The 23,240-nt window shown below is 65.4% G+C and carries 25 protein-coding genes and 1 riboswitch; of the genes, 16 read left to right on the forward strand and 9 right to left on the reverse strand.

Going from position 1 to position 23,240, the window contains the following annotated elements; genetic code table 11:
• The first annotated feature begins 77 nt into the window (after positions 1 to 77).
• Both B4400_RS22275 and B4400_RS22280 read left to right on the forward strand, forming a co-directional pair.
• A complete protein-coding gene (locus B4400_RS22275) occupies positions 78 to 836 on the forward strand; it encodes an iron reductase (protein ID WP_078312843.1) in 759 nt (252 codons plus the stop codon).
• 177 nt (positions 837 to 1,013) lie between these two features.
• Positions 1,014 to 1,424 (forward strand): PaaI family thioesterase, encoded by a 411-nt coding sequence (locus B4400_RS22280; protein WP_078312842.1) that lies wholly within the window; start codon positions 1,014 to 1,016, stop codon positions 1,422 to 1,424.
• A gap of 134 nt (positions 1,425 to 1,558) precedes the next feature.
• Here B4400_RS22280 and B4400_RS22285 read toward each other — a convergent pair whose 3' ends face one another.
• From B4400_RS22285 to B4400_RS22300, 4 genes are all read right to left on the reverse strand, one after another.
• Complete coding sequence (locus B4400_RS22285) at positions 1,559 to 2,359, reverse strand: sensor domain-containing protein (protein ID WP_078312869.1); 801 nt, start codon at positions 2,357 to 2,359, stop codon at positions 1,559 to 1,561.
• Positions 2,356 to 3,120, reverse strand: coding sequence for a sensor domain-containing protein (locus B4400_RS22290; RefSeq protein WP_078312841.1), 765 nt, complete (start codon positions 3,118 to 3,120; stop codon positions 2,356 to 2,358). The genes B4400_RS22285 and B4400_RS22290 overlap by 4 nt, the downstream gene beginning before the upstream one ends.
• A gap of 99 nt (positions 3,121 to 3,219) precedes the next feature.
• On the reverse strand, positions 3,220 to 3,978 hold the full coding sequence (locus B4400_RS22295; RefSeq protein ID WP_078312840.1) for a sensor domain-containing protein: 759 nt from the start codon (positions 3,976 to 3,978) through the stop codon (positions 3,220 to 3,222).
• Positions 3,963 to 4,718 carry a sensor domain-containing protein gene (locus B4400_RS22300; protein ID WP_078312839.1) on the reverse strand — a complete coding sequence of 252 codons (756 nt, stop codon included), beginning with the start codon at positions 4,716 to 4,718 and terminating at the stop codon, positions 3,963 to 3,965. Before B4400_RS22300 ends, B4400_RS22295 begins: the two co-directional genes overlap by 16 nt.
• A gap of 147 nt (positions 4,719 to 4,865) precedes the next feature.
• On the opposite strand from B4400_RS22300, the gene B4400_RS22305 reads away from it, so the two are divergent.
• The 6 genes from B4400_RS22305 to B4400_RS22330 are packed head-to-tail and all read left to right on the forward strand — an operon-like array spanning position 4,866 to position 9,229.
• Positions 4,866 to 5,168, forward strand: a complete 303-nt coding sequence (locus tag B4400_RS22305) for an urease subunit gamma (protein WP_030097951.1) — start codon at positions 4,866 to 4,868, stop codon at positions 5,166 to 5,168.
• Between the two features lie 5 nt (positions 5,169 to 5,173).
• Positions 5,174 to 5,497 carry an urease subunit beta gene (locus tag B4400_RS22310; RefSeq protein WP_078312838.1) on the forward strand — a complete coding sequence of 108 codons (324 nt, stop codon included), beginning with the start codon at positions 5,174 to 5,176 and terminating at the stop codon, positions 5,495 to 5,497.
• Positions 5,494 to 7,227 carry an urease subunit alpha gene (locus B4400_RS22315; protein WP_078312837.1) on the forward strand — a complete coding sequence of 578 codons (1,734 nt, stop codon included), beginning with the start codon at positions 5,494 to 5,496 and terminating at the stop codon, positions 7,225 to 7,227. The genes B4400_RS22310 and B4400_RS22315 overlap by 4 nt, the downstream gene beginning before the upstream one ends.
• Entirely contained in the window at positions 7,227 to 7,880 is a 654-nt protein-coding gene (locus B4400_RS22320) for an urease accessory protein UreF (RefSeq protein ID WP_078312836.1), read from the forward strand. Before B4400_RS22315 ends, B4400_RS22320 begins: the two co-directional genes overlap by 1 nt.
• A 37-nt stretch (positions 7,881 to 7,917) precedes the next feature.
• Positions 7,918 to 8,592: an urease accessory protein UreG gene (ureG, locus tag B4400_RS22325; RefSeq protein ID WP_078312835.1), complete on the forward strand. Its 675-nt coding sequence runs from the start codon at positions 7,918 to 7,920 to the stop codon at positions 8,590 to 8,592.
• Complete coding sequence (locus tag B4400_RS22330; RefSeq protein WP_078312834.1) at positions 8,582 to 9,229, forward strand: urease accessory protein UreD; 648 nt, start codon at positions 8,582 to 8,584, stop codon at positions 9,227 to 9,229. Before ureG ends, B4400_RS22330 begins: the two co-directional genes overlap by 11 nt.
• A 6-nt stretch (positions 9,230 to 9,235) precedes the next feature.
• On the opposite strand, the gene B4400_RS22335 is transcribed toward B4400_RS22330, so the two are convergent.
• The 4 genes from B4400_RS22335 to B4400_RS22350 all read right to left on the reverse strand — a co-directional run bounded on the left by B4400_RS22335 (position 9,236) and on the right by B4400_RS22350 (position 13,223).
• On the reverse strand, positions 9,236 to 10,690 hold the full coding sequence (locus B4400_RS22335) for an NAD(P)/FAD-dependent oxidoreductase (protein WP_139360365.1): 1,455 nt from the start codon (positions 10,688 to 10,690) through the stop codon (positions 9,236 to 9,238).
• A 123-nt stretch (positions 10,691 to 10,813) separates the two neighbouring features.
• Positions 10,814 to 11,410, reverse strand: a complete 597-nt coding sequence (locus B4400_RS22340; RefSeq protein ID WP_078312833.1) for a TIGR03086 family metal-binding protein — start codon at positions 11,408 to 11,410, stop codon at positions 10,814 to 10,816.
• Positions 11,411 to 11,459: 49 nt separating this feature from the next.
• Positions 11,460 to 12,443 carry an LLM class F420-dependent oxidoreductase gene (locus tag B4400_RS22345; RefSeq protein WP_078312832.1) on the reverse strand — a complete coding sequence of 328 codons (984 nt, stop codon included), beginning with the start codon at positions 12,441 to 12,443 and terminating at the stop codon, positions 11,460 to 11,462.
• A gap of 96 nt (positions 12,444 to 12,539) precedes the next feature.
• Positions 12,540 to 13,223 (reverse strand): SDR family oxidoreductase, encoded by a 684-nt coding sequence (locus tag B4400_RS22350; protein WP_078312831.1) that lies wholly within the window; start codon positions 13,221 to 13,223, stop codon positions 12,540 to 12,542.
• Positions 13,224 to 13,481: 258 nt separating this feature from the next.
• On the opposite strand from B4400_RS22350, the gene modA reads away from it, so the two are divergent.
• The 4 genes from modA (at position 13,482) to B4400_RS22370 (ending at position 17,301) form a co-directional block, all read left to right on the forward strand.
• Complete coding sequence (gene modA, locus B4400_RS22355) at positions 13,482 to 14,225, forward strand: molybdate ABC transporter substrate-binding protein (protein ID WP_212566669.1); 744 nt, start codon at positions 13,482 to 13,484, stop codon at positions 14,223 to 14,225.
• Positions 14,222 to 15,019: an ABC transporter permease gene (locus B4400_RS22360; RefSeq protein WP_078312829.1), complete on the forward strand. Its 798-nt coding sequence runs from the start codon at positions 14,222 to 14,224 to the stop codon at positions 15,017 to 15,019. The genes modA and B4400_RS22360 overlap by 4 nt, the downstream gene beginning before the upstream one ends.
• A complete protein-coding gene (locus B4400_RS22365; RefSeq protein WP_078312867.1) occupies positions 15,016 to 16,083 on the forward strand; it encodes a sulfate/molybdate ABC transporter ATP-binding protein in 1,068 nt (355 codons plus the stop codon). The genes B4400_RS22360 and B4400_RS22365 overlap by 4 nt, the downstream gene beginning before the upstream one ends.
• Positions 16,084 to 16,263: 180 nt before the next feature.
• Positions 16,264 to 17,301: an APA family fibronectin-binding glycoprotein gene (locus tag B4400_RS22370; RefSeq protein ID WP_078312866.1), complete on the forward strand. Its 1,038-nt coding sequence runs from the start codon at positions 16,264 to 16,266 to the stop codon at positions 17,299 to 17,301.
• A gap of 210 nt (positions 17,302 to 17,511) precedes the next feature.
• Here B4400_RS22370 and B4400_RS22375 read toward each other — a convergent pair whose 3' ends face one another.
• Positions 17,512 to 17,787 (reverse strand): GlsB/YeaQ/YmgE family stress response membrane protein, encoded by a 276-nt coding sequence (locus B4400_RS22375; protein WP_030097937.1) that lies wholly within the window; start codon positions 17,785 to 17,787, stop codon positions 17,512 to 17,514.
• Between the two features lie 208 nt (positions 17,788 to 17,995).
• On the opposite strand from B4400_RS22375, the gene B4400_RS22380 reads away from it, so the two are divergent.
• The 4 genes from B4400_RS22380 to B4400_RS22395 all read left to right on the forward strand — a co-directional run bounded on the left by B4400_RS22380 (position 17,996) and on the right by B4400_RS22395 (position 23,236).
• The gene (locus B4400_RS22380) at positions 17,996 to 21,844 is read left to right on the forward strand and encodes a bifunctional nitrate reductase/sulfite reductase flavoprotein subunit alpha (protein ID WP_078312828.1); all 3,849 of its coding nucleotides are present in this window, start codon (positions 17,996 to 17,998) and stop codon (positions 21,842 to 21,844) included.
• A 16-nt stretch (positions 21,845 to 21,860) separates the two neighbouring features.
• A riboswitch (Fluoride riboswitch) is annotated at positions 21,861 to 21,933 on the forward strand.
• A gap of 13 nt (positions 21,934 to 21,946) precedes the next feature.
• Positions 21,947 to 22,414 carry a fluoride efflux transporter FluC gene (locus B4400_RS22385; RefSeq protein WP_139360367.1) on the forward strand — a complete coding sequence of 156 codons (468 nt, stop codon included), beginning with the start codon at positions 21,947 to 21,949 and terminating at the stop codon, positions 22,412 to 22,414.
• Positions 22,411 to 22,782 carry a fluoride efflux transporter FluC gene (locus B4400_RS22390; protein ID WP_078312826.1) on the forward strand — a complete coding sequence of 124 codons (372 nt, stop codon included), beginning with the start codon at positions 22,411 to 22,413 and terminating at the stop codon, positions 22,780 to 22,782. Before B4400_RS22385 ends, B4400_RS22390 begins: the two co-directional genes overlap by 4 nt.
• 10 nt (positions 22,783 to 22,792) lie before the next feature.
• Positions 22,793 to 23,236 (forward strand): universal stress protein, encoded by a 444-nt coding sequence (locus tag B4400_RS22395; protein ID WP_078312825.1) that lies wholly within the window; start codon positions 22,793 to 22,795, stop codon positions 23,234 to 23,236.
• The last annotated feature ends 4 nt before the right edge of the window (positions 23,237 to 23,240 follow it).

A 23,240-nucleotide genomic window follows, 5' to 3' on the forward strand; every position in this document is an offset into this window, starting at 1 on the left:
ACACCCGCACCTGGCGATGTCATCCTACATGTGGTTAGGCTTACCTATCTTGTCTACGTGAAGGGAGGCTGCCAACTGTGACACTGGCCATCGATCGATGCTCTTCGACCAGGAGTCTCATCGCCGACGATCCGCTGATCGCCGGGATGTCCATCCGCCAATCACTGCCGCTGCACGAATCGAGCAGTCGGCTTCGCGAGCTGTATCCGGAATGCCCGCGGGCCTACGGCGTCGCCGTCATGTCTGATGTCGGCCGTCGTCGATGGTGGCCGCTGGCGCGCGCCTTGAACACCGACCGGCTTGAGCGGATGTACGCCCGCGCCATTGAGGAGACCGGCAGCGATTCCGTCGCCGTCCACCAGCTCGCGGACGCTCTCGTCCACACCGTGGTCGGCCGATTGGTCGCCCTGGTCGTGCTGGAGGGCCGCGCCTGGGATCCGGGCCTGGGGAACCTGTGGGTCTACTTCGATTCCGAGGGCTGCATCGATTGGGCGGGGGTCGTGGACCCGACGCTGCGCGTATTGCCCGACGACCCGGACCGCGACCGCGGACAGGTCGTAGTCTTCCCCAGCGAGGAAGCACTCGCCGCGTGGACGGCACACCGATGCCATCGCGCACTCGCGCCCTTGTTTACGCGACTGTCGCAGATCAGCTCCGGGACAATGGAAATCGGGCAGATGTGGCAGCTGGTCGGCTCGACAGTGGTGGGGGCGGCGACGCACGTTCCGCTGCTCGCGCGCTCCAGCGAGACCGATGGAATGCGGCGCGGACAGGCGATCCTCGACCGCTTCATGACACTCGGATTGCCGGTTCGCCACAAAGCGCTTGCAATTTAGGGCAGCCTTGCCTATCCTTGGAACCGTCGAACGCGCTACAGCGCGACCAGACACCCGGACCGCGCCGGAGTCCTGAGGGCTGCAGAGACCCCCGGTCCACTCGAAGGAAGTGCCCCACCTGCTTCGGCAGGTGGGGCACTTCTTCGTTAGCGGAGGCCGCACTGATATGAACATCGAATGCCTGACACGCCGGAGCACCTCAGCAAGATGCCCACCGCGCCCTTCGACAAGCTCGTGGGGCTCGAATACACCTCGCTGACACCCGAGGGAGTGTCCGCCAGCCTGACGATCACCGAAAACCTGTTGCAACCCAACGGGATCGTGCACGGGGGCGTGTACTGCTCGGTGGTCGAGAGCGTGGCGAGCGTCTCGGGGTACATCTGGCGCGCCAACGTGTTGGGGGAGGAGAGCGCGGTGGTCGGCGTCAACAACAACACCGACTTCCTGCGCGCCATCTCATCGGGCACACTCACCGCCACATCCACGCCGATACACCGAGGCCGTCGTCAGCAGCTGTGGCTTGTCACCATCACCGACGACGGGGACCGGACAATCGCACGCGGGCAGGTTCGCCTACAGAACTTGTGAGACTCGGGTGGGCGCGACCCCCCGCGCGCCCACCCGAGCTCATCTCGAGAGATGTCGGCCGGCCCCCCGATGGTCGGGCCGCCATCCTCGTCCCCCCGCCCGGATCCAGTCCCCACTGGGATCCAGGTGGCTTGTCAGCTCAGCTGCAGCTTGTCGACAATCCTGTCGGCCATCTTCTGCACCAGCTGCTTTGAGTTGCTTCGCGCGCAAATCTGGGTCTGAACAATCACATTCGCGACACCGTTGTAGGACACGAAGCAGCGATACGTGCTCGGCCCGTAGGTGAGGGCCCAATTCACCTTCTTGGCGTTTGACGATGAGACCGACACCGCCACAGGCACCTTCCGCCCGCCCGGATCGGTGAAGTTGTACGTCTTTCCGTCGCATTCGGTGATCTCATCGGCTGCTGTCGAGAACTGCGCCTGCGCCGCGTCCTTGTCCTTGTATGCCGCGATCCCTTGGTAGACCTGAGCGTCGGGGTTCTTGGCATCTCCGAGCAGCATCTCGGTCCCGCGGAAGGTCTCGTAGTCCTTGCCCACCGACTCGACGGTAAGCCCCTGCGTCACATTGCAACTCGCATCATCAGACTCGGCCGCCGTGAAGGGCTTGTCCCGCTTGTTCGTCTTGGCGACTTCCGTGTCGAAGACCTTGGCGAGCTCCTCGCCGGTGAACAACGCCGCCACCATGGCATCCTCGGTGACCTTGTCCTGCCCCGGCCACCCTGTCAGACCCGCGGGCCCGGTACTGGGCGGCGCCGGCGCCGGCGCGAGTGCGGTCCGCGACGCCGTCGTGCTGGCAGACGTTGACGCGTCGGGCGCGTCCTTCTGGCCGGAACATCCGGACAGCGCCAGCGCGGCGATCGCCGTCGCACACAACACCGCCCGCCCTGTTGTGCCTGTCATGAGGCCCCCTCTCACGTTCTTCGCCGCGATCATGCCGGAATCCACTCGGCCATACGGTCCACGATCGCGGTGACGATCGGAGTGCCATTGCCGTTCTGGCACAACAGACTCCCGAAGAGCGCGTTGTTCTTGACCCGATAGTCGTAGAAACACCGCCACCCCGCCGGTTTTCCGTCCTTGAGCTCTTGTCGCACCCACGTCACACTGGTGCCGTTGTTCGAGAACGGGCCAATACGCCATTCGATATCGCCCTCGGTCTGGCGGGAGTCCGCACACGATGCCAGCGACGGGGGATACGCGGCCTGCAGCTGGCTCGCAGCGGCCTTCGCATCGGGGAACAGCACCACCGCCTGCCAGACGATGTGGTCGTACCGATCCTGAGTTTCCTGCAGACGCGAGCCTCGGTAGGTGGTCCACTCGTCACCGAGGCTCTCGCTGCGCAGCCCGGTGAGTGCCTGACACTTACCGGTCGCGGAGGCATCGCTGGGTCGAGTGGACTTGAACTCGTACGTCAGCGGGGATCCGACCAGCCTGCCCACATCGTCGGCGGAGATGATGATCGATTCCGCCTTGTCGGGCGTGACGATCACCGGTGCCGGCGGTTCGAGGGAGGTGGTGACCGGTGGCGCACTGGACTTGGGGCTCGCGATCGCCCCGTCCTGCCCATGATCGGCCGGTGCCGACGTCTCGGTGGCACCGACCGGTATCGGCTTGATGCCCCCGGTCTCCGTCCCACAACTCACCGCGAGCATCGCTGCCAGGCCAAGCCATCCGACAGCCAACACGTGACGCATCCAAGTCCCTCCCTGCCGATTTCAGACCCGTATCGACCCAAATCATGGCTACATCGGATCGCTGGCGCCCAGTGTTACACGAGCGCCGAAATCGACTGCCTACTTCGATTTGGTGGCGCTGGCTACCATGCGGTCGATGATCGCCTTCATTGCCGGCGCGCTGTTGCCACGCTGGCATACGGTCGCCGATAGCAGCAGATTGTCGATAACACGTGCTTCATCGCTGCAGCGCCATCCGTTGGTTTGACCGTTATCGAGGGACTCGTCGGCCCACTGCGCCCGATTGGGGGTCACGTCCTTGACCGTCTCCCGCCACGACGATTCACCAGATTTGAGCTCCTCGCCCGTGCAGCTGCGGATGTCCGCCGGATATTGGCTGGCGAATGCCTCTGCTGCCGCATCTGCCTTGGGATACAGCACCACGCGTTGGCTCACCCAATGGTCAAATGTTTTCTCGGCCTCCTGCGACCACACATTGCGGTAGGTCGTCCACGATTCTCCGAGGCCCAAGGTCAAAGGAGCGACAAGCGACCGGCACGACTCCTTGCCATCGATCGTCGGCTTCCCCGGGTTGGAGGACTTTCCCTCGAAGTCAAGATCGGAACCGACCAGCTGACTCACGTCCTCCTTCGGAAGGATGAGCGAGTTGGCCTTGTCCGCGCTGATCAGCTCTGCTGTGGCCGCCGCCGATGTCTGTGAGGCGCCCGAGGCCGCCGAAGGCCCGGACGTCGCCGTGCCCTGTTGGCTTCCGCCGAAGAACGAACACCCCGTCACGACAATTCCTGCACAGGCCACGATCGTGGCCTTACGGAAAACCGATGCGCCAGTCACCGTCGGTCCTTTCACTGTGGGATCCATGCGGCGATCCGATCGGTAATGGTCGTCACGCCGGGAACGCCGTCGCCGTACTGGCACAGATACCCCCCGAAGAGCACGTTGTTCTTGGTGCGGAAATCGAAGAAGCAGTGCCATGGCGAGCTCTCCGTGGTCTGCAACTGAGCCCATGTGGCCGAGGTAGCAGAGGTTGGCGCCAGGCTGCTGATTTTCCAGTGCTGATCCAGCACGGTGAGTTCCGCACCCTGGCAGGTCTTGAATGCGGAGGCCGGATATGCCTGCGCGAACGCCGCGGCGGCCTCCTCGCGTGTGGGGTACAGAACCGCCACCTGTCCGACGATGTACGAGGTTCGGTCCTTGGTCTCGCGGTAGTAATTCCAGCGGTAGGTGGTCCATTCGGACCCCAATTGCCCGGCCCGTGGATGGTCCAGGTTCGTGCAATCAGGTGGGCCGGTCACCGTGTCTGTCGGCGGTGACGAACGGTTTTGGTCGAACTCCAGCGTGGTGCCCAGAACCTTTCCGACGTCGGCGCGCGAGCCCAGGATCGATTCGATCTTGTCCGGGGTGACCACCAGCGGTGGTGGTGCGGGGGCCTTTGTGGTGGTGGGGACGGACTGGGGCGCCGAGGTGCCCGCAGTCATCGGCATGTCCGCCGTAGTGGTGGACGGCGCGGCCACCGGCTTGATCCCCTCGCTGGGTTGAGTGCACCCGGCCATCAGCACCGTGGCCGACACCACGCACCCCAACGTCATTCCATACCGCATGTGCACCCTCCTGATCGACTCCACATACACAGCGAGCTCGGGGAGATTGTTGCATTCGCGATCGACAGCGCACTGCAAAACTCACCACGGCCTGTGCAACGTCTGTGAAAGTGCCAGGCAGCCCGGATCATGGCAGGATCGCCCCCTATGCGATTGACCCCGCACGAGCAGGAACGGCTGCTCATCTCGTATGCGGCGGAATTGGCGCGCCGCCGCCAATCCCGAGGCCTGCGCCTCAACCATCCCGAAGCGATCGCGATCATCACCGATCATCTCCTCGAAGGTGCCCGTGACGGCCGCACCGTCTCGGAATTGATGGCCAGTGGCCGCGAAGTTCTCGGGCGTGACGATGTGATGGACGGGGTACCCGAGATGATCCCGGACGTCCAGGTGGAGGCAACGTTTCCTGACGGCACGAAGCTCGTCACCGTGCACCACCCGATCGGATGAGCCACATGATTCCTGGCGAATACCTCTTCGCAGCAGACGCTATCGAACTCAACGCGGGAGCGACCGTCATCGAGCTCGACGTCGTCAACACCGGGGACCGCCCGGTGCAGGTGGGCAGTCACGTCCACTTCCCCCAGTCAAACCCGGCACTCGACTTCGACCGGGAAGCCGCGCACGGGCACCGCTTACACATTCCGGCGGGCACCGCGGTTCGCTTTGAACCCGGTGTCGCCCAGAAGGTTCGGCTGGTGCCCTTACGCGGTCGCCGCGAAGTGCACGGACTGACACTGGACGCCCCGGGACGGCTGGATGGCGGTGACCCCGCATGACCCGGCTATCGCGGGAGCATTACGCCAAGCTGTACGGACCGACGACCGGTGACCGCATCCGGTTGGCCGATACCGATCTGATCATCGAGATCACCGAAGATCGCTGTGGCGGTCCGGGTTTAGCGGGCGACGAGGCAGTCTTCGGCGGCGGCAAGGTGCTGCGCGAGTCGATGGGGCAGAGCCGCCTCACCCGTGCCGACGGAGCACCCGACACCGTCATCACCGGCGCTGTCATCATCGACCACTGGGGAATCGTCAAGGCCGACATCGGCATTCGCGATGGCCGAATCGTCGGCATCGGCAAGGCCGGCAATCCGGACATCATGGACGGGGTCCATCCCCAGCTGATCGTCGGCCCGTCCACCGAGATCATCGCCGGCAATGACCGGATCGTCACGGCGGGCGGCATCGACTGTCACGTCCATTTCATCTGTCCGCAGCTGGTCGACGAGGCCATCGGCGGTGGCATCACCACCATGATCGGTGGTGGCACTGGCCCCGCTGAGGGCAGTAAGGCCACCACGGTGACACCCGGCGCATGGCATCTGGGCCGCATGCTGCAAGCACTCGACAGATGGCCCGTGAACGTGCTGCTGCTGGGCAAGGGCAACACCGTCAACCCCGAATCCATGTGGGAGCAATTGCGCGGCGGGGCGGCGGGTTTCAAGCTGCATGAGGACTGGGGCACCACGCCCGCGGTGATCGATGCCTGCCTGCGCGTCGCGGATGAGGCGGATGTTCAGGTCGCCCTGCATTCGGACACCCTGAACGAAACAGGTTTTGTCGAAGGCACGCTGGAGGCGATCGCGGGACGCGCGATCCACGCCTACCACACCGAGGGTGCGGGCGGCGGGCATGCTCCCGACATCATTACCGTGGCCAGTCACCCGAACGTGATGCCCAGCTCCACCAACCCCACGCGCCCGCACACCGTCAACACCCTCGACGAGCATCTCGACATGCTCATGGTCTGCCACCATCTCAACGCGGCTGTCCCGGAGGATCTTGCCTTCGCCGAGAGCCGGATTCGCCCATCCACGATCGCGGCCGAGGATCTACTGCACGATATCGGCGCTATCTCGATGATCGGCAGTGACAGCCAGGCCATGGGGCGCATCGGCGAAGTGGTGATGCGCACCTGGCAGACCGCGCACGTCATGAAGAAGCGCCGCGGTGCGCTGGAAGGCGACCCGGCCGGAGCCAGGGGCAACGACAACAACCGCGTCCGCCGGTATGTCGCGAAATACACCATCTGCCCGGCGATTACCCACGGCATCGATCATGAGCTGGGTTCCATCGAGGTCGGCAAGCTGGCCGATCTGGTGCTGTGGGAACCGGCGTTCTTCGGGGTCCGGCCGCATGTCGTCATCAAGGGCGGTGCCATCGCGTGGGCGGCCATGGGTGACGCCAATGCCTCCATTCCCACCCCGCAACCCGTGCTGCCGCGGCCCATGTTCGGCGCCATGCCCAATGTGGCACCGGGCTTGGCCGTGCATTTCGTCTCACCGACGGCTATCGAGGACGACCTCGCCGCGCGGCTTGCGCTGCGGCGCAGACTGGTTCCCACCCGCAATGTCCGCCATCGCGGCAAGGCCGACCTGCCCTTGAACAACGCGATGCCTGATATCCGAGTCGATCCAGATACCTTCACCGTACGTATCGACGGCGAGGTGTGGCAGGAACAGCCGGCCACCGAACTGCCCATGGCGCAACGGTACTTCCTGTTCTGATGGGGTCCACCGATGCGTCCGCGACAACAGCTCTGCTGCTGTCGCTGGCCGATTCCCGATTGCCGACCGGTTCGCATGTGCATTCCGGCGGGGTGGAGGAGGCCGTCACACAGGGCCTCGTGCGGGACGGTGCGACGCTCAATGCCTATCTGCAGCGGCGTATCCGAACTCATGGCCTTGTCGCGGCGTCCATCGCTGCGGCCATAGCATCCGGGCAGCTGGATCCGGTGCGAGCAGATGCCGAAACGGACGCACGTACCCCGTCGCAGGCCGCGCGAGACGCCTCCCGCGCTCAGGGCCGGGGACTCAAGCGCCTCGCCGGGAGTGTCTGGCCGCACATCGATTGGCGTGCGCACGGCCGGCAGCCACATCTGGCCGTGGTGTACGGCATCATTGGAGTGGCAGCGGGTTTATCAGGCCGCGATATCGCCCTCGTCGTCGTGTACACGACATTGACCGGATCTGCCACGGCAGGACAGCGACTGCTGGCTCTGGACCCGGCGGAGGTGGCGGTCGGCACCATGGCCCTGACGGGCCTATGCGAGGAGACCGCGACACTGGCCAGCTCCGGGCTGGCCTGCCTGTCGGACCCGCTCCTGGATGTGCTCGCCGAGCAGCATCTTAAACGCGAACGCCCGCTGTTTGTTTCGTAGTTTTTAGGTCTACACGCACAACCACGATTGGATCAACATGCCACCGCACCTCCTCGACGGCCAGCCCCATCAGCACATCGACAGGCCGCGTCGGGTCCGTCAACCGGGGGAGCCGCTGCGCATCGGGATCGGCGGGCCGGTGGGATCCGGTAAGACGGCGCTGGTTGCCGCGCTGTGCCGCACGCTGCGTGACGAGATCTCGGTGGCGGTGCTGACCAACGACATCTACACCACCGAGGACGCCGACTTCCTGCGCCGCCATGCGGTGCTTCCCGATAAGCGCATCACCGCGGTGCAGACCGGCGGCTGCCCACACACCGCGATCCGCGACGACATCACCGCGAACCTGGATGCCATCGAGGACCTCATCGCCACCAATGATCCACTCGACCTCATCCTCGTCGAATCGGGCGGCGATAACCTGACGGCCACCTTCTCCTCGGGCCTGATCGACGTGCAGATCTTCGTGGTCGACGTCGCCGGCGGCGATAAGGTGCCACGCAAAGGCGGCCCCGGCGTTACCTTCTCGGACTTGTTGGTCATCAACAAGACTGATCTTGCTCCCATGGTGGGGGCCGATCTGGGCGTGATGGCCCGTGATGCGGCGGCCGTGCGCGACGGCCGGCCAACCGCGATGATCTCGCTGACCGAGGACCCGACGGCCGCCGAAGTACTGGCGTGGGTGCGGCACCATCTGGACCATGCGCACTGACGTCGAGATCATTGCGGAAAAGGGCCGACTCCCACGGTTGCGCTGTTCCGGCAGCCTGCAGGGCCGACTCACCGACGCCGACACCGTGCACCTGGTCGGAGTGGCGGCGAGTCCGCTTGGTGGCGACGAGATCTCGGTACGCATCGAGGTCGGCGAAGGGGTGCTGTTGAAGGTGCGGTCCGTGGCGGCCGCGGTGGCCCTGCCCGGCCGCGATACCCTCCAGTCCTGGATGGCCTGGGACTGTTCGGTGGCTGGCAGCCTGGATCTGGACCCTGCGCCCACCATCGTGGCGGCCAACGCCTCCCACCACTCGCACGTCACCGTTCGCGGATCGGTCGATGCGAGCCTGCGCCTGCGTGAGCGCGTGCAGATCGGCAGAGCAGGGGAGTCGTCGGGATTCTGGAGTGGCCAGCTCGACGCGGATATCGACGATCGCCCGCTGCTGCGGCACCGCGTAGAACTCGGGGCCGGATCGGTGACCGATGACGAATTGGGCTGCCCGCTGGCACTGATCAGCGAATTACGCTACCCCGCGAATGATCCCGCTCAGTCCGGTCCGGTTGACGCCACCGTGCTGCGCCTCGCGGGCGACGCCACCCTGCTCACGTGGCAGGGGCGGCGTCTTCCGCCCGGCTAACCCCGACTAGCTCGCGGCCTTTTCCTCTTCCGGCTGTGCGATCTCTTCATCGTCGCCGTTCTTCTCCGCGACGAGCTCCTCGAGCTGATCCAGACGTGTGCGCGCCCAGGCCTGCTGTTCGGTGATCGCCATCTGCCCACGCGAGCGCGTCACGAAGGCGATGGACCACAGGATCAGCGTCACCAGCCGGTTCTTGAACCCAACCAGGTAGACGAGGTGCAGCGCCAACCACATGACCCACGCGATGAACCCGCTGAACTCCAACCGGCCGATCTTGCACACCGCGCTGTACCGCGACACGGTGGCCATCGAACCCTTGTCGAAGAACTTGAACGGGGGGCGTTCTGCGGAGCTACGCCCCTTCAGCTCGGCCTTGATCTGCTTGGCCGCATAGCGCCCACCCTGAATGGCCCCCTGAGCGACTCCGGGCACGCCGTCGACCGCCATCATGTCGCCGACCACAAAGACGTTCGGGTGACCCGGAATCGACAGGTCGGCACCGACCTTTACGCGTCCGGCACGGTCCAGCTCGACACCCGACTGCTCGGCCAAGTTCTTGCCCAGGGGGCTCGCGGACACACCTGCCGACCACACCTTGCACCAGGACTCGATGCGTTCAACGGTGCCGTCGGAGTGCTTGACGGTCAGGCCGTTGCGGTCCACATCGGTGACCATGGCACCCAATTGGATTTCAACGCCCAGCTTCTCCAAACGCTTGCGCGCCTTGTCTCCCAGCTTCGGACCGAAGGGCGGCAGCACCGCCGTCGCGGCATCGAGCAGGATTACCCGCGCATCGGTCGGGTCGATGTGCCGGAAGGTGCCCTTGAGGGTCTCGTTGGCCAGCTCGGCGATCTGCCCGGCCATCTCGACGCCGGTCGGACCGGCACCCACCACGGTGAAGGTCATGAGCTTGCGGCGCCGGACGGGATCGCTGGAGCGCTCGGCCTGTTCGAAGGCGCCCAGGATGCGACCGCGCAGCTCGAGAGCGTCGTCAATGGACTTCATGCCCGGGGCCCACTCGGCGAAGTGGTCGTTGCCGAAGTAGGACTGACCCGCGCCCGCGGCGACGATCAGGCTGTCGTAGGGCGTGGAGTAGTCGTGCCCCAGTAGCGAGGAGTGGACCACCTGGTTCTCCAGGTCGATGCTCGTGACATCGCCGAGAACGACCTGGGCGTTGTCCTGGTCCTTCAAGATCTGCCGCGTCGGAGGAGCGATCTCGCCTTCGGAGATAATCCCGGTGGCCACTTGGTACAGCAGCGGCTGGAATAAGTGGTGAGTGGTGCGTGCGATCAGCGTGACGTCGACGTTGGCACGTTTGAGTGTCTTCGCGGCGGTCAGGCCCCCGAACCCGGACCCGATGATGACGACCCGGTGTTTCGGTGTCAGCGCGTCCTTGATCTTGGGCTTCGGATTGGCCTCGACAGGCGCCGCAGAGCTGGCGGCGTCTGGTGTCGTGCTCATCGATCACTCCTCATCGAATGGTGTCTCAACTAGGGTTATTCACCTTGTCTGACACTTGGTGCAACACCCCAACCGTAGTCGGGATTTCCCCTCACGTCGCGTCAGTTAGTTTAGCGAAATATCTCACACGTCCTGTGGTCGCCAGCCTGGATCACGTCCCGACATGGCGAGCATGTGATCGAACTGTGGGGCACCCGGGGAAATGGGCCGCTGCGGACCGAACAAACCGGGAATTCCGCTGTCGGAAGCGAGCGCACTGATGAACCCGTACAGGCCCGGATCGGTGCCCACGGGTAGGTCGAACGGCTGCCCGGTCGCCGCCGCCAAATCCCAGCCGTGCAGTACCAGTTCGTCGAGGGCCACCATTGCCACCTGGTCATTGGGCATGACGGTTCCCGCGATGGTCGACTCTCCGTCCCAGGACCGGGGCCGCGCCCAGGTCTCGACGAGGTCGGCGAGACGTTGCGGCAATAAGGTCCGCCACTGTGGATCAAGGTCCTCCGAGAACGACGGGCCGGAGAGGTCCACCCCGAGAGCCGCGGCTTCCTCGGGGTGGACGACGTACCGGAAGGCCATCGACAGACCCAGTAGGTGATTCAGCAGCGCACGGACCGTGAGCTCGGCACAGGGGGTCGAGTTGTCCAGCGCATCGTCCGATACCCCGGGAAGAAGCGCCGCCACCGCGGAAGCGGCGGGTTTCAAGCTGAACGGCGCGTCCATATCCCACATCCTGCCGAAGGATCGCGCGATAGAGACCGAATCCGTCCGACTAGTCCTTGAACAGCGGGCGAAGAGTGTTGCCGATCAGCTCCACCACGCCGGGGACGTGCCCGTTGGCGGTGGCGTTGAGGGTGACGGAGTCGATTCCCTGATCGAGAACCCGGGTTTGCACCTGCTCGGCGATTTCCTCCGGGCTACCCACCAGGGTGCGTCCGAGCACCTGTGCCCGGACATCCTCGGGCAGGGTCTCCAGGTCAAGGCCGTTTTTGCGTAGCTGTTCGGCAGCCAGTTTCCAGGCTGTCGCCGAGTCGTCGTCGATGAACACCGAGAAGAAGGCCGAGGTCTCCAGCGTGGCCGGGTCGCGCCCCGCCTCCTCGCAGCGCTGCCTCAGCACCGACAACTTGTGCGGGATCTCGTCCAGTGCGCTGAGCAGATTTAGGTGATCGGCGTACTTCACCGCCAGGCCGAACGTTTTCTTCTCGCCGCTGCCGCCGATCATGATCGGTATGTGCGGACGGATCCGCGGTTCGTTCAGCGCTGTCTCGGTGCGGTAGTACTTGCCTTCGAAGGTGGGGCGCTCGCCGCGGAGCATGGGTGGAATGATCTCGAGCGCCTCGCTCAGCCGCTCGAAGCGGTCGGTGAACGTGCCGAATTCGAACCCGAGCTGCTGGTGTTCCAGCTCGAACCATCCCGCGCCGATACCCAGGATCGCGCGTCCACCGCTGACCACATCGAGTGTGGTGACGGCCTTGGCGAGCAGGGCCGGGTTTCGGTAGGTATTGCCGGTGACCAGCGTGGACAGCTGGATGGTGCTGGTGGCACTCGCCAGTGCCCCCAGGGCGGTGTAGGCCTCCAGCATCGGCTGATCAGGGGTGCCGATCATGGGCAGCTGATAGAAGTGATCCATCAGGAAGACGGTGTCGAAACCCGACGCCTCCGCCTCGCGCGCCTGGTTGACGACGGTGGGAAAGAGTTCGGACACGCCGGTGCCGTAGGAGAAATTGGGGATCTGATATCCGAGCCGAATGGTCACTCGGCCAGCCTACGCGCGATCCGCTGATGCGGCATTACCGTCTTGCCCTGCAAGGCAATTCGAAGATCTGGAGCTGGAGTGCACTCCAGCTCCAGATTAGCTGACGCCGGCCGGAACGCCGCGGCTGACGTGCAGGGTCTGACCGGTGATGTGACGTGCCTGGGGGCTGGTGAGGAACAAGGCCAGCCGGGCGATCTCGGCGCCGACCAGATCCTGTGCATCCTCGGCCCTGTCGAGTCCGTCGTAATTGGCCTCGGCCGACTGCCCGGGCGCGATGGTGTTGATGGTGATCCCGCGGGTGCCCATCCGCTCGGCCTGCTCGGCGGTCCACGCCGAGAGTGCGGCCTTGGCGGCAGTGGTTGCGCCCGATCGGTCGCGAGTGCCCAATGTGCACAGGTTGACGATGGCCGCGCCGGAACGCAGGTGGTCTCCGATGGCCTGCACCGTCAGCACGGCGGTCAGGACGCTGGACTCGTACCGCGACAGCCAGGCCTCTCCGGTGTCGGTGAGGGTGCCCATATGCGGGCCGGGCTCGCTCCAGACCGGGTTGGGGATGTTGACGATGGCGTCAAGGTGCTGGGGGAACAGCTCGAGGTTCTCCTCGAGGCTGTCGGGGTCGGAGTTGTCGCACACGATGGCGTCGACCTCGAGTTCCTTGGCGGCGATCTCCAGCTCGTCCGCGTTGGGGCCGGTGATGACGACCCGATGGCCGGCGTTGCGGAACTCCGCAGCCACCGCCCGGCCGACCTCGTTAACCGCTCCGGTTACCAGTACGTCCATGGCGGTACCTTCCTTACCTTCCTGAAAGCCTTACCAATCCGCACCTGAAGCCAGGCCTGATCAGCTTGATCGTGACACAACCCGGACCTCATACCCCGGATTTGGCGGCCGGGTCGCACGGGTTTGACGCCCAATATTACTGGACGGTAGCAATACCCTTGACCACCGCGTATCGGCCCAGCGACCGCTAGGGTCGTGGTGGTGACCAGCAGAGCATGGAAACTTCTCGTCGCGGTTCTTTTCACGGGTTCGCTGGCCATGGCCGGCTGCGGATCGCGATCGGCACCCGCTGACAGCGCAACGGGCTCGTCGACAGGTCCGGGGGCCGCCTCCGTCCGGTTGCATGTGCTGGCCGCCGCGTCGCTGCGCAAGGCGTTCACCGAGATTGGGAAGTCGTTCGAGTCCACCCACGCCGGAACCACGGTCGAGTTCACCTTCGCGGGCTCCTCGGACCTGGTCACGCAGCTGACTCAGGGCGCCGAGGCCGATGTGCTCGCCACCGCGGACTCGGCCAATATGGATAAGGCGTGGAAAGCGCACACGGTCATCAATCCCGTCGACTTCGCCGCCAACACGCTGACGATCGTCGCCGCCCCGGGTAATCCGAAGGGCATCGCCACCTTTGCCGACCTGGCGCGCCCTGGTCTTGACGTGGTGGTGTGCGCACCGCAGGTACCGTGCGGTGCGGCCACCGCCACTGCGTCCAAAGAGACTGGAGTGCACTTGAATCCGGTCAGCGAGGAGTCCTCGGTGACCGACGTGCTCAACAAAGTGATCGCGGGACAAGCCGACGCCGGTCTGGTGTACGTCACCGATGCCAAGGCCGCCGGTAACAAGGTCACCGCCGTCGGGTTCCCCGAAGCACGGTCCATCGTCAACACCTATCCCATTGCGGTGACCGCGAATTCACGCAATCCGGAACGTGCGAACCAGTTCATCGAAACCGTCACCGGGGACGTTGGACACAAGACTCTGGCGGCGGCGGGGTTCTCCGCGCCGTGACGCCGGCGCCCGGTCTGCCGCGGTGGGTCTATCTGCCGGCGGCCATCGGCGCGGGGCTCATCGTGCTGCCATTGCTGGCACTCGTGGTGAAGGCCGACTGGGCGCAGTTCCCGGCGCTGGTCACGAGCCCCGCCTCGCGGGCGGCTCTGGCGCTGAGCCTCCGGACATGCCTCGCAAGCACAACGCTGTGTCTGTTACTTGGGGTACCGCTGGCCATTGTGTTGGCTCGCGGGCCGGGTTGGCTGACCCGCCTGCTGCGCCCGTTGATTCTGCTGCCCCTGGTGCTGCCACCGGTCGTCGGCGGTATCGCACTGCTGTATGCCTTCGGCAAGCTGGGGCTGCTTGGGCACTACCTGGACACGGCGGGAATCCGGATAGCTTTTTCGACCTCCGCCGTGGTGCTGGCGCAGACCTTCGTATCGCTGCCGTTTCTCGTCATCAGCCTCGAGGGTGCGCTGGTCACGACGGGGGAGCGCTATGACCACGTGGCGGCCAGCTTGGGGGCACCGCCGACCACCGTGCTGCGTCGCGTATCGCTGCCACTGGTGATGCCGGCGCTGATGTCGGGCACGGTGCTGGCCTTCGCACGCTCACTGGGTGAATTCGGTGCCACTTTGACGTTCGCGGGTTCACGGCAGGGCGTCACGCGCACCCTGCCGCTGGAGATCTATCTGCAGCGCGAATCCGATGCGCAATCGGCCGTCGCGCTTTCGCTGCTATTGGTGGCGGTGGCAGCGGTTGTCCTGGCCGTCGTTGGGGCACGGACCTGGCGCCCGGGCGGGTGGCGGCGATGAGTGAACTCCGATTCGACGCAGGCCATTCCGGACGTGGAGTCCGGGCCACATTCACCGTTGCACCCGGAGAGACGGTGGCGATCGTCGGCCCCAACGGGGCGGGTAAGTCCACGTTGCTCGGGATCATCGCCGGACTGTTGCGACCCGACTCCGGTGAGATATGGCTCGGCGACCACGTGCTGACGAACTGTGCCACTGCCACTTTCGTGCCCACGCACCGCCGTCGGACCGCGCTTCTGCTGCAGGAAGCGTTGTTGTTTCCCCACCTGACGGTCGCACGCAACGTCGAGTTCGGGATGCGCGGACTGCACCGTGACGCGGTGCCCGGCACGCGTGATCACTGGCTGGATTCGGTCGGCGCGCGCGATCTCGCAGCACGCCGACCCGGTCAACTGTCCGGGGGACAGGCACAGCGGGTGGCCATCGCCCGCGCGCTGGCCACCGAGCCCGAGCTGGTGCTGCTCGACGAGCCTCTGTCCGGTCTCGATGCCGAGAGCGCCCCGGCCATCCGGGCACTGCTCGGGCGGGTGCTGGGCCGCGACGGACAGAGCGCGCTGATCGTGACCCACGACATCATGGATGCGGTCGCCATCGCCGACCGTGTGATGGTGCTGGACTCCGGCCGAATCGCCGAGCTGGGGGAAACCACCACCGTCTTGGCCCGGCCGACCAGCCAGTTTGGCGCCCGATTCGCGGGAGTGAACCTCCTCGACGGCACCATGGACGAGGACGGTGCGCTGCGCGTCGGCGACCTTGTCCTCCATGGTGTGTGGTCCGGCACCGGTAGTCCCGCGCGGGGCCAGCGCGCCATCGCAGTGTTTGGGCCGCGTGCCGTCGGTGTGCATCTGTCCCCACCAGGGGGTAGCCCACGCAACGTCATCGCCGTGTCGGTAACGACGTTGAGCGCCCATGCGGACACCGTGGTTGTAACGGCGTCTGCCGGAGCCGCGATATTCACGGCACATATCACCGCGGCCGCCGCGGCAGAACTCAAGCTGGCACCCGAGGCGTCGGCATACTTTGCCGTGAAGGCTCATGAGGTCGTCATTCAGGCGGCGCAATAGCTGGGGACGTGGATTTCGGTAGCCTTTGAAAGGAAACCTATGTTTGCCTCTGGTCAGCCAAACCCCTTGCCACCGCATCGAATGGTCGCGAAGTGGCGCCACTGGCAGCTGTCGGTAAATCGGGCGCGCCGATTGCCGGTTACGCTTGCACGTGCAGGACAAAACGGTACGTTCATGGACATGCAGCAACCACGGGCAACATCGGCGGGCAAGCGGGCGCAACAGGCACGAGTGATGGCGGCCGCCATCGCGGTCGCTTCGCTGTCAGGGGCAGGGGCCATCACCCTCGTCGCCGGACCCGCCAGTCAGGCGCCGGCGTCGGTACGCACAGCGGATATCCACCTGGTGACAACTGACGCACCGCCGCCGCCCGCACCACCGGCTCCCGGTCAACCGGCACCCAATCCGGAGACTCCGACAACGGTGACGGCACCACCGGCGTCACCTCCACCCGGCACGCCCGCGCCCGCGACGCCGGTCCCGCCCGGTGCGCCCGCACCCGGTGTGCCGGCGGATGGGGGACGCGTCAACAATGACCAAGGTGGCTTTAGTTACGTTGTGCCCCAAGGCTGGACACAGTCGGATGCACGCAGGCTCACCTACGGATCGGCGCTGCTGACCAATCCGGCGGCACCGAACGGAAGCATCCTGCTCGGTCGCCTCGACCTCAAGCTCTTCGCGGGTGCCGAGCCCGATAACCAGAAGGCCGCCCGCCGGCTGGCGTCGGATATGGGCGAGTTTTTCATGCCGTACCCGGGTAACCGCGTCAACCAGGAGGATCAGAGCTTCGAGGTCGCGGGCATGCCCGCGGCGTCCTCGTACTACGAGGTCAAATTCGATGACGCCGCCAAGGAGCCCGGTCAGATCTGGGCCGCGGCCGTGGGCAAGGGCAAGGATCGTTGGTTCATCGTGTGGCTCGGCACGGCGGCATCACCGGTGGACAAGGGCGTGGCCAAGGCCCTGACCGACTCGGTTCGCCCGTGGACCCCGCCCACTCCTGCCACGCCTTCGGCCGGGCAGCCCGCCGATCCGAACCAGCCGGCACCTCCGCCCGCGGATCCCAACCAGCCGCCGCCACCGCCGGCCGATCCCAACCAGCCGCCGCCCCCACCGGCTCCCGCGGCACCCGGCGCACCGGCTCCGGAGCCGGCCGCTCCGGGGCAGCCCGCGCCCCCGGCAGCTCCTGCGGCGCCGCCGGCGCCTGGGGTTCCCGTCTAGCTCTCGACCAGTTCTGCCCACCGTGATTGATTCCGTGATTCGAGCGCACCGCGGCACCCCACTGGTGCCTCGGACCGCAGGAAAGTGGCCAACGCCGTGGAGCTATCGGTGAAGATCGGATCCGCATTGCCCACGCGATCAGCGTGGGCAATGCGGCCAATGCGCTGTCGGCATTTCCATGCCCCGCCGGCGGAGTCCCGGCCGCGCTGACTAGCTCTTAGTTTTTCCCGCGATGAACTTGTAGACCACCAGCAGGATCACCGCGCCCACCAACGCACCCAGGAAAGCGTGATTGATCGGCGGGGTCACCGTGAACTTGTGTGGGGCGAACACCAGACTGCCCAGCGTGCCGCCGACGTAGCCGCCGACGATGCCCAGCAACGCTGTCACGATCCAGCCGAAGTTCTCCTTGCCGGGCACGATCAATCGGGCGATCCAGCCAACGATCAGGCCAAGAATGATCATCCAAATGATGTTCAACACCATGTCTAGCTCCTTCGAGTATCGGTACTGAGGAAACGAGCGTCGACCCGCTGCCGATGCTAGTGGAACACCCGGTTTGCCGGTGCTCTAACGACACGCCGCAGATGAGCCCGCCACCTCACGCACGATAGGTCCTTGCGGTGAGGACGCCGTGACAGCCGCATAACCTCGGCGGAAGAATTCGGGAATCTGCGTGCCTCACCATGACGGGGTGATCGAACTGAGCGCGCAGTCCACCGCGCGCCGCGCCGCCTGCTCGTATTGCGGTGTCGGCTGCGGTGTGGTCGTGCGCGCCGACACGAGTTCGGCAGGTTTGGTCACCATCGCCACCGTGGAGGGCGATGCTCTGCACCCGAGCAACCACGGCCGCCTGTGCACCAAAGGCGCCACCCATGCCCAGCTGATGGCCGCCGACGGACGCATGACAACGGCATATGTTCGTCACGGCCGCGGACAGGAGCCTGTTCCCGCGCCGCTGGCGGCGACAACCGCCGAGGCGGGCCGGCGGTTACGCCACATCCTCGACACCCACGGACCCGATGCGATCGCGCTGTACGTATCCGGTCAGATGAGCCTGGAGGCGCAGTACCTCGCCAACAAGCTCGCGAAGGGTTACATCCGCACCACACAGATCGAATCGAATTCTCGTCTCTGCATGGCAAGTGCCGGCACCGGATACACACAATCATTGGGGGCTGATGGGCCCCCAGGGTCGTACTCCGATATCGAGCAGAGCGACCTGTTCCTTGTCATCGGCGCGAACATGGCCGACTGCCATCCGATTCTGTTCCTGCGCATGGCCGACCGACTCGGCAGCGGAGCACGGTTGATCGTGGTCGACCCACGCCGCACCGCCACTGCCGAACGCGCCGATCTGTTCCTGCAGATCAGCCCGGGAACAGACTTGGCTCTGCTCAATGGGCTGTTGCATCTGCTCGTCGAAAACGGTGACATCGACTCCGAATTCATCGCCCAGCACACCGAGGGCTGGGCCGGAATGCCGGAGTTCCTCGCCGGCTACGCGCCGCCGGTGGTGGCGGCGATCACCGGGCTGGCCGAGGACGACATCCGCACCGCGGCCCGGTGGATCGGGGAGGCGCGCGAATGGATGACCTTGTGGACCATGGGCCTCAACCAGAGCACCCATGGCACCTGGAACACCAATGCCATCTGCAATATGCACCTGGCCACCGGGGCAATTTGTCGCCCCGGTAGCGGACCGTTCTCGTTGACCGGACAGCCCAATGCGATGGGCGGCAGGGAAATGGGCTACATGGGCCCGGGTCTGCCGGGCCAGCGGTCGGTGAAATCCGCCACCGATCGAGACTTTGTCGAAAGGCAATGGGACCTGGCGCCCGGATCCCTCCGCACCGACTTCGGCGCCGGAACGGTCGACATGTTCGCGCAGATGGCCGCGGGAAACGTCAAGGCATGTTGGATTATCTGCACGAATCCGGTTGCCTCGGTGGCTAATCGGCAGAACGTCATCGAAGGTCTACAACGGGCCGAGCTGGTGATCGCCCAGGACGCTTTCCTGGCCACAGCCACCAACGAATACGCGGACGTACTGCTGCCCGCCGCTCTGTGGGCCGAATCCGATGGCGTATCGGTCAACTCGGAGCGCACGGCGACGCTGACCAACCGGGTCGCCGACGCTCCCGGTGATGCCCAACCCGACTGGCGTTTGATCTGCGACGTCGCCACCGCGATGGGGTTCGGCGATGCGTTCGACTACTCCTCGAGCGAGGAGATCTTCGAGGAGATCCGCGCGTTCTGGAATCCACGCACCGGATATGACATGCGCGGTGTGAGTTATGCCCGGTTGCGGCGGGGGCCGGTGCAATGGCCGTGCCCACCCGGGAATGCGGGCGATCGCCATCCGATTCGCTACCTGAATGACGGAATCAGCCAGGACCTGTACGTCGATGAGAACGGCACCATGCCGCGGCTGGCGTTCCCCACACCGTCTCGCCGGGCGGTATTCCACGCCCGTGCGCACCGCGATCCCGCGGAACTGGCGGGCGATGGATACCCCATGATCCTGAATACCGGTCGTTTACAACATCATTGGCACACTCTCACCAAGACTGGCCGCATCAAGTCCCTCGACAGGCTGCATCCGTCACCCTTTGTGGAGATTCACCCGCACGACGCCGCGACCCTGGGGATCGTCGAGGGCGATGTCATCGAAATCGTTTCGCGCCGCGGCAGTGCCGAGCTGCCCGCGATCATCAGCGACAGAACCAAGCGTGGCAGCTGCTTCGCCCCCTTCCACTGGAATGACGCGCAGGGGCCAGGTCTGGCGATCAACGCGGTGACCAACGACGCCGTCGACCCGGATTCGCTGCAACCCGAGTTCAAGATCAGCGCCGTCGCGCTGCGCCCGACGGGGCGGACAATTGTCGATACCGCGACCGACTCGCACGCACAAGCGCTGGGGGACATAGCAATTCTGTGGACCTCGCAGACCGGCAACGCAGAGACCGCAGCCACCTCGGTGCACACGCTGTTGGCGACGGCGGGGATCTCCGCGACGATCACCGCGATGGACGAATGCGATCCCGCCGATCTCGGTGAGGTTCGCACGGCGGTGCTCATCGCCAGCAGCTTCGGCGAGGGTGGGCCACCCGATAACGGCGCGCGATTCTGGTCGACGCTCTCCGGGGAGACAAAACCCCTCAATCACCTGCGGTACGCGGTGCTGGGGTTCGGTGACCGTGCGTATGCGGATTTCTGCGGCCATGCGAAGGCACTCGACGCCCGGTTGCATGAGCTCGGTGCCACCCCGGTACTCGGCCGGGTGGACGGCGAGGCCGCCGATCGATCGCTGATCGCGTCGTGGACCGCGGACCTGTTGGAGGCAATCGGGGAAGGAACCGCCGCCAGCACGGAGGCGGTCAAGCGATTGCGCAGCGACGGGATGCCGACTGCCGCGCCGGAAATGTTCACCCGCAACGCACCCATCCTGGCTGCGTTGTCACACAACGAGGTTCTGTCGGCGCCGGGATCCGGCAAGGAAGTGCGGCGCATCGAGTTCGATCTGAGCGGCCACGATGTCGACTACTCGGTGGGCGACGCACTCGGGATCTATCCGACAAACCGGGACGAAGACGTCCAACGCTGGCTCGCGGCAACAGGTTTCGATGCAGAGATGCCGATCACGATCGATGGGGGTGAACTCCCGTTGGCCACCGCGCTGGCCAGTCATTACGACATATGCCGCGTCACCGACGATCTGCTGCGCTTCGTGGCCAACCGACGAGGCGACAAACCCGCCGTCAAGTTGTTACGCGGCCCCGACACCGCGGCGCGTGAGCTGTGGCTGCAGGGCCGCAATGCCCTCGACGTGCTTCACGAATTTCCCATCCGCGCCGATATCGATGAGTGGCAGCAGGTGCTCATCAGACTCACCCCGCGCCAGTACTCAATCTCGTCAAGCCCCCTGGTCAGTCCCAAGTCCGTCGCGTTGACGGTTTCGATCGTCCGGTATCGCGGACCGGACGGCTCGGCCCGCGGTGGTGTGGGATCGACCTTCCTCGCCGACCGCGCGCAGACCCTTCCCGTCCCGATCTTCCTGCAGCGATCACCGCACTTTCGCCCGCCCGGCACCTCGGATACACCGATGATCATGATCGGCCCCGGCACCGGTATTGCCCCCTTCCGCGGGTTCCTCCAGGAACGTCGAGCGCTCGGCCACACCGGGCCCAATTGGCTGTTCTTTGGCGACCAGCACCGCACGCAGCATTTCTACTATCGCGAGGAGTTAGACGGCTTCCTGCGCGATGGCTCGTTGCGTCGACTCGATCTCGCATTCTCGCGCGACCAGCAGAAACGCATCTACGTCCAGCACCGCATGATGGAGCAGGGGGCACAGATGTGGCGGTGGCTCGCCGAGGGCGCACACCTCTACGTGTGCGGTGATGCCAGCCGCATGGCCAAAGACGTCGACGGTGCGTTGCTCACGATCGCTCAGAAGCACGGACGGCTGTCGGGCGAGGAGGCCCTCGAGTTCCGTAAGGGCCTCGTCGCCGAGAAACGTTACGTCCGCGACGTCTACTGACGGTCCGCGCGCTATATTCGTCACGCGCGATGGATCTCGCCGGGGGTTGTCCCGAACCGCCACTGACGGCTGATAGTTCCTGTGTTGATGAGTCGTAACACGATGGGGCCGAATGTGACAGGTGGACAACGCGAGGAATTCCCGCGCCCCCTACATCTGCGGCCATACGCACTGCTGTGGGTGTTTCTCGGCGGCATGTGCGGAACCGGACTGCGCTACTGGTTCGAGCAGATGTGGCCGGCCTCCGGCGCATCGTGGCCCTGGGGAACATTCGCGGTCAATCTGACCGGAGCATTCGTGCTCGGCGCGCTCTTGGAAACCCTCACGCTGCTGGGCCCCGACGGCGGTTGGCGCCAGCGCGCCCGGTTGTTTCTTGGAACGGGTGTCTGCGGCGCCTTCACCACCTACAGCGCACTCGCGCTGGAGATCAGCACACTCGCCCGCAACGGGTTTTCGGGCATCGCGATCGTGTACGCGTTGGTCAGTGTTGCCGCGGGTTTGGCTGCCGCGATAGCCGGGATAGCCGCTGCCGCACAAGCCCTCGCACGCTACTCGGGGGGGTCGGCATGACGGTCATCGCCGTGATACTCGCCGGTGCCCTGGGCGCGGTGTTGCGATTCGTCGTCGATTCCGCCATCAAACATCGATGGAACCACCTGTTCCCCTGGGCGACGCTGCTCATCAATCTCACCGGGTCCGCCGTCATCGGTGTACTGGCGGGAGCGGTGATCTTCCACCACTCGCCGTCGGCACTACTGACCGTCCTGGGAACCGGGTTCTGCGGCGGCTATACGACCTTCAGTACCGCCAGTGTCGAATCGGTGCGACTCATCGAGGGGCGTGAATGGTCCCTCGCCCTGTGCAACACGTTCGCCACGCTGCTGGGCGCCGTCGGCGCCTGCGCTGCGGGACTAGCGCTGGCGTGGTCGATGGCGTGAGGATGTCACTGTGACCGATGAGCCCGATGTGCATCTGGTGGTCGGATGGGACAGATACCCACCGAGCACTGCCGCGCTGCATTTCGGGATCGATCTGGCCCGGCGCCTGGGCGCGTGCGTACACGTCGTGCACATCCTCGATATGGACGACGAACCACTGGATCCCGATACGGATAGTTGGGAAGCTCAGGCGGGCGCCGCGGTTGCCGCCGCCGAGGCAGAGGCGCTGGAAGAGCTCTCCGGCCAGGAGGTGGCGTGGAAGTACCACCGCGCCCATGGCCCCGCAACCGCTGCGATTCTCGCCGTGGCGCAGCAGTACGCGGCGCTGATGATCATCCTGGGCAGCCCGCGGGGAGGACCGGCGTCTGCATTGGACGCACTGCTCGGGCAATCGGTGTCACATCGCCTCATTGGTGCCAAGCGGGTTCCGCTCGTTCTGGTGCCCGCCCCCTGAGGAC

The sequence above is a fragment of the Mycobacterium sp. D16Q13 genome (assembly GCF_002013375.1).
Classification (GTDB): domain Bacteria; phylum Actinomycetota; class Actinomycetes; order Mycobacteriales; family Mycobacteriaceae; genus Mycobacterium.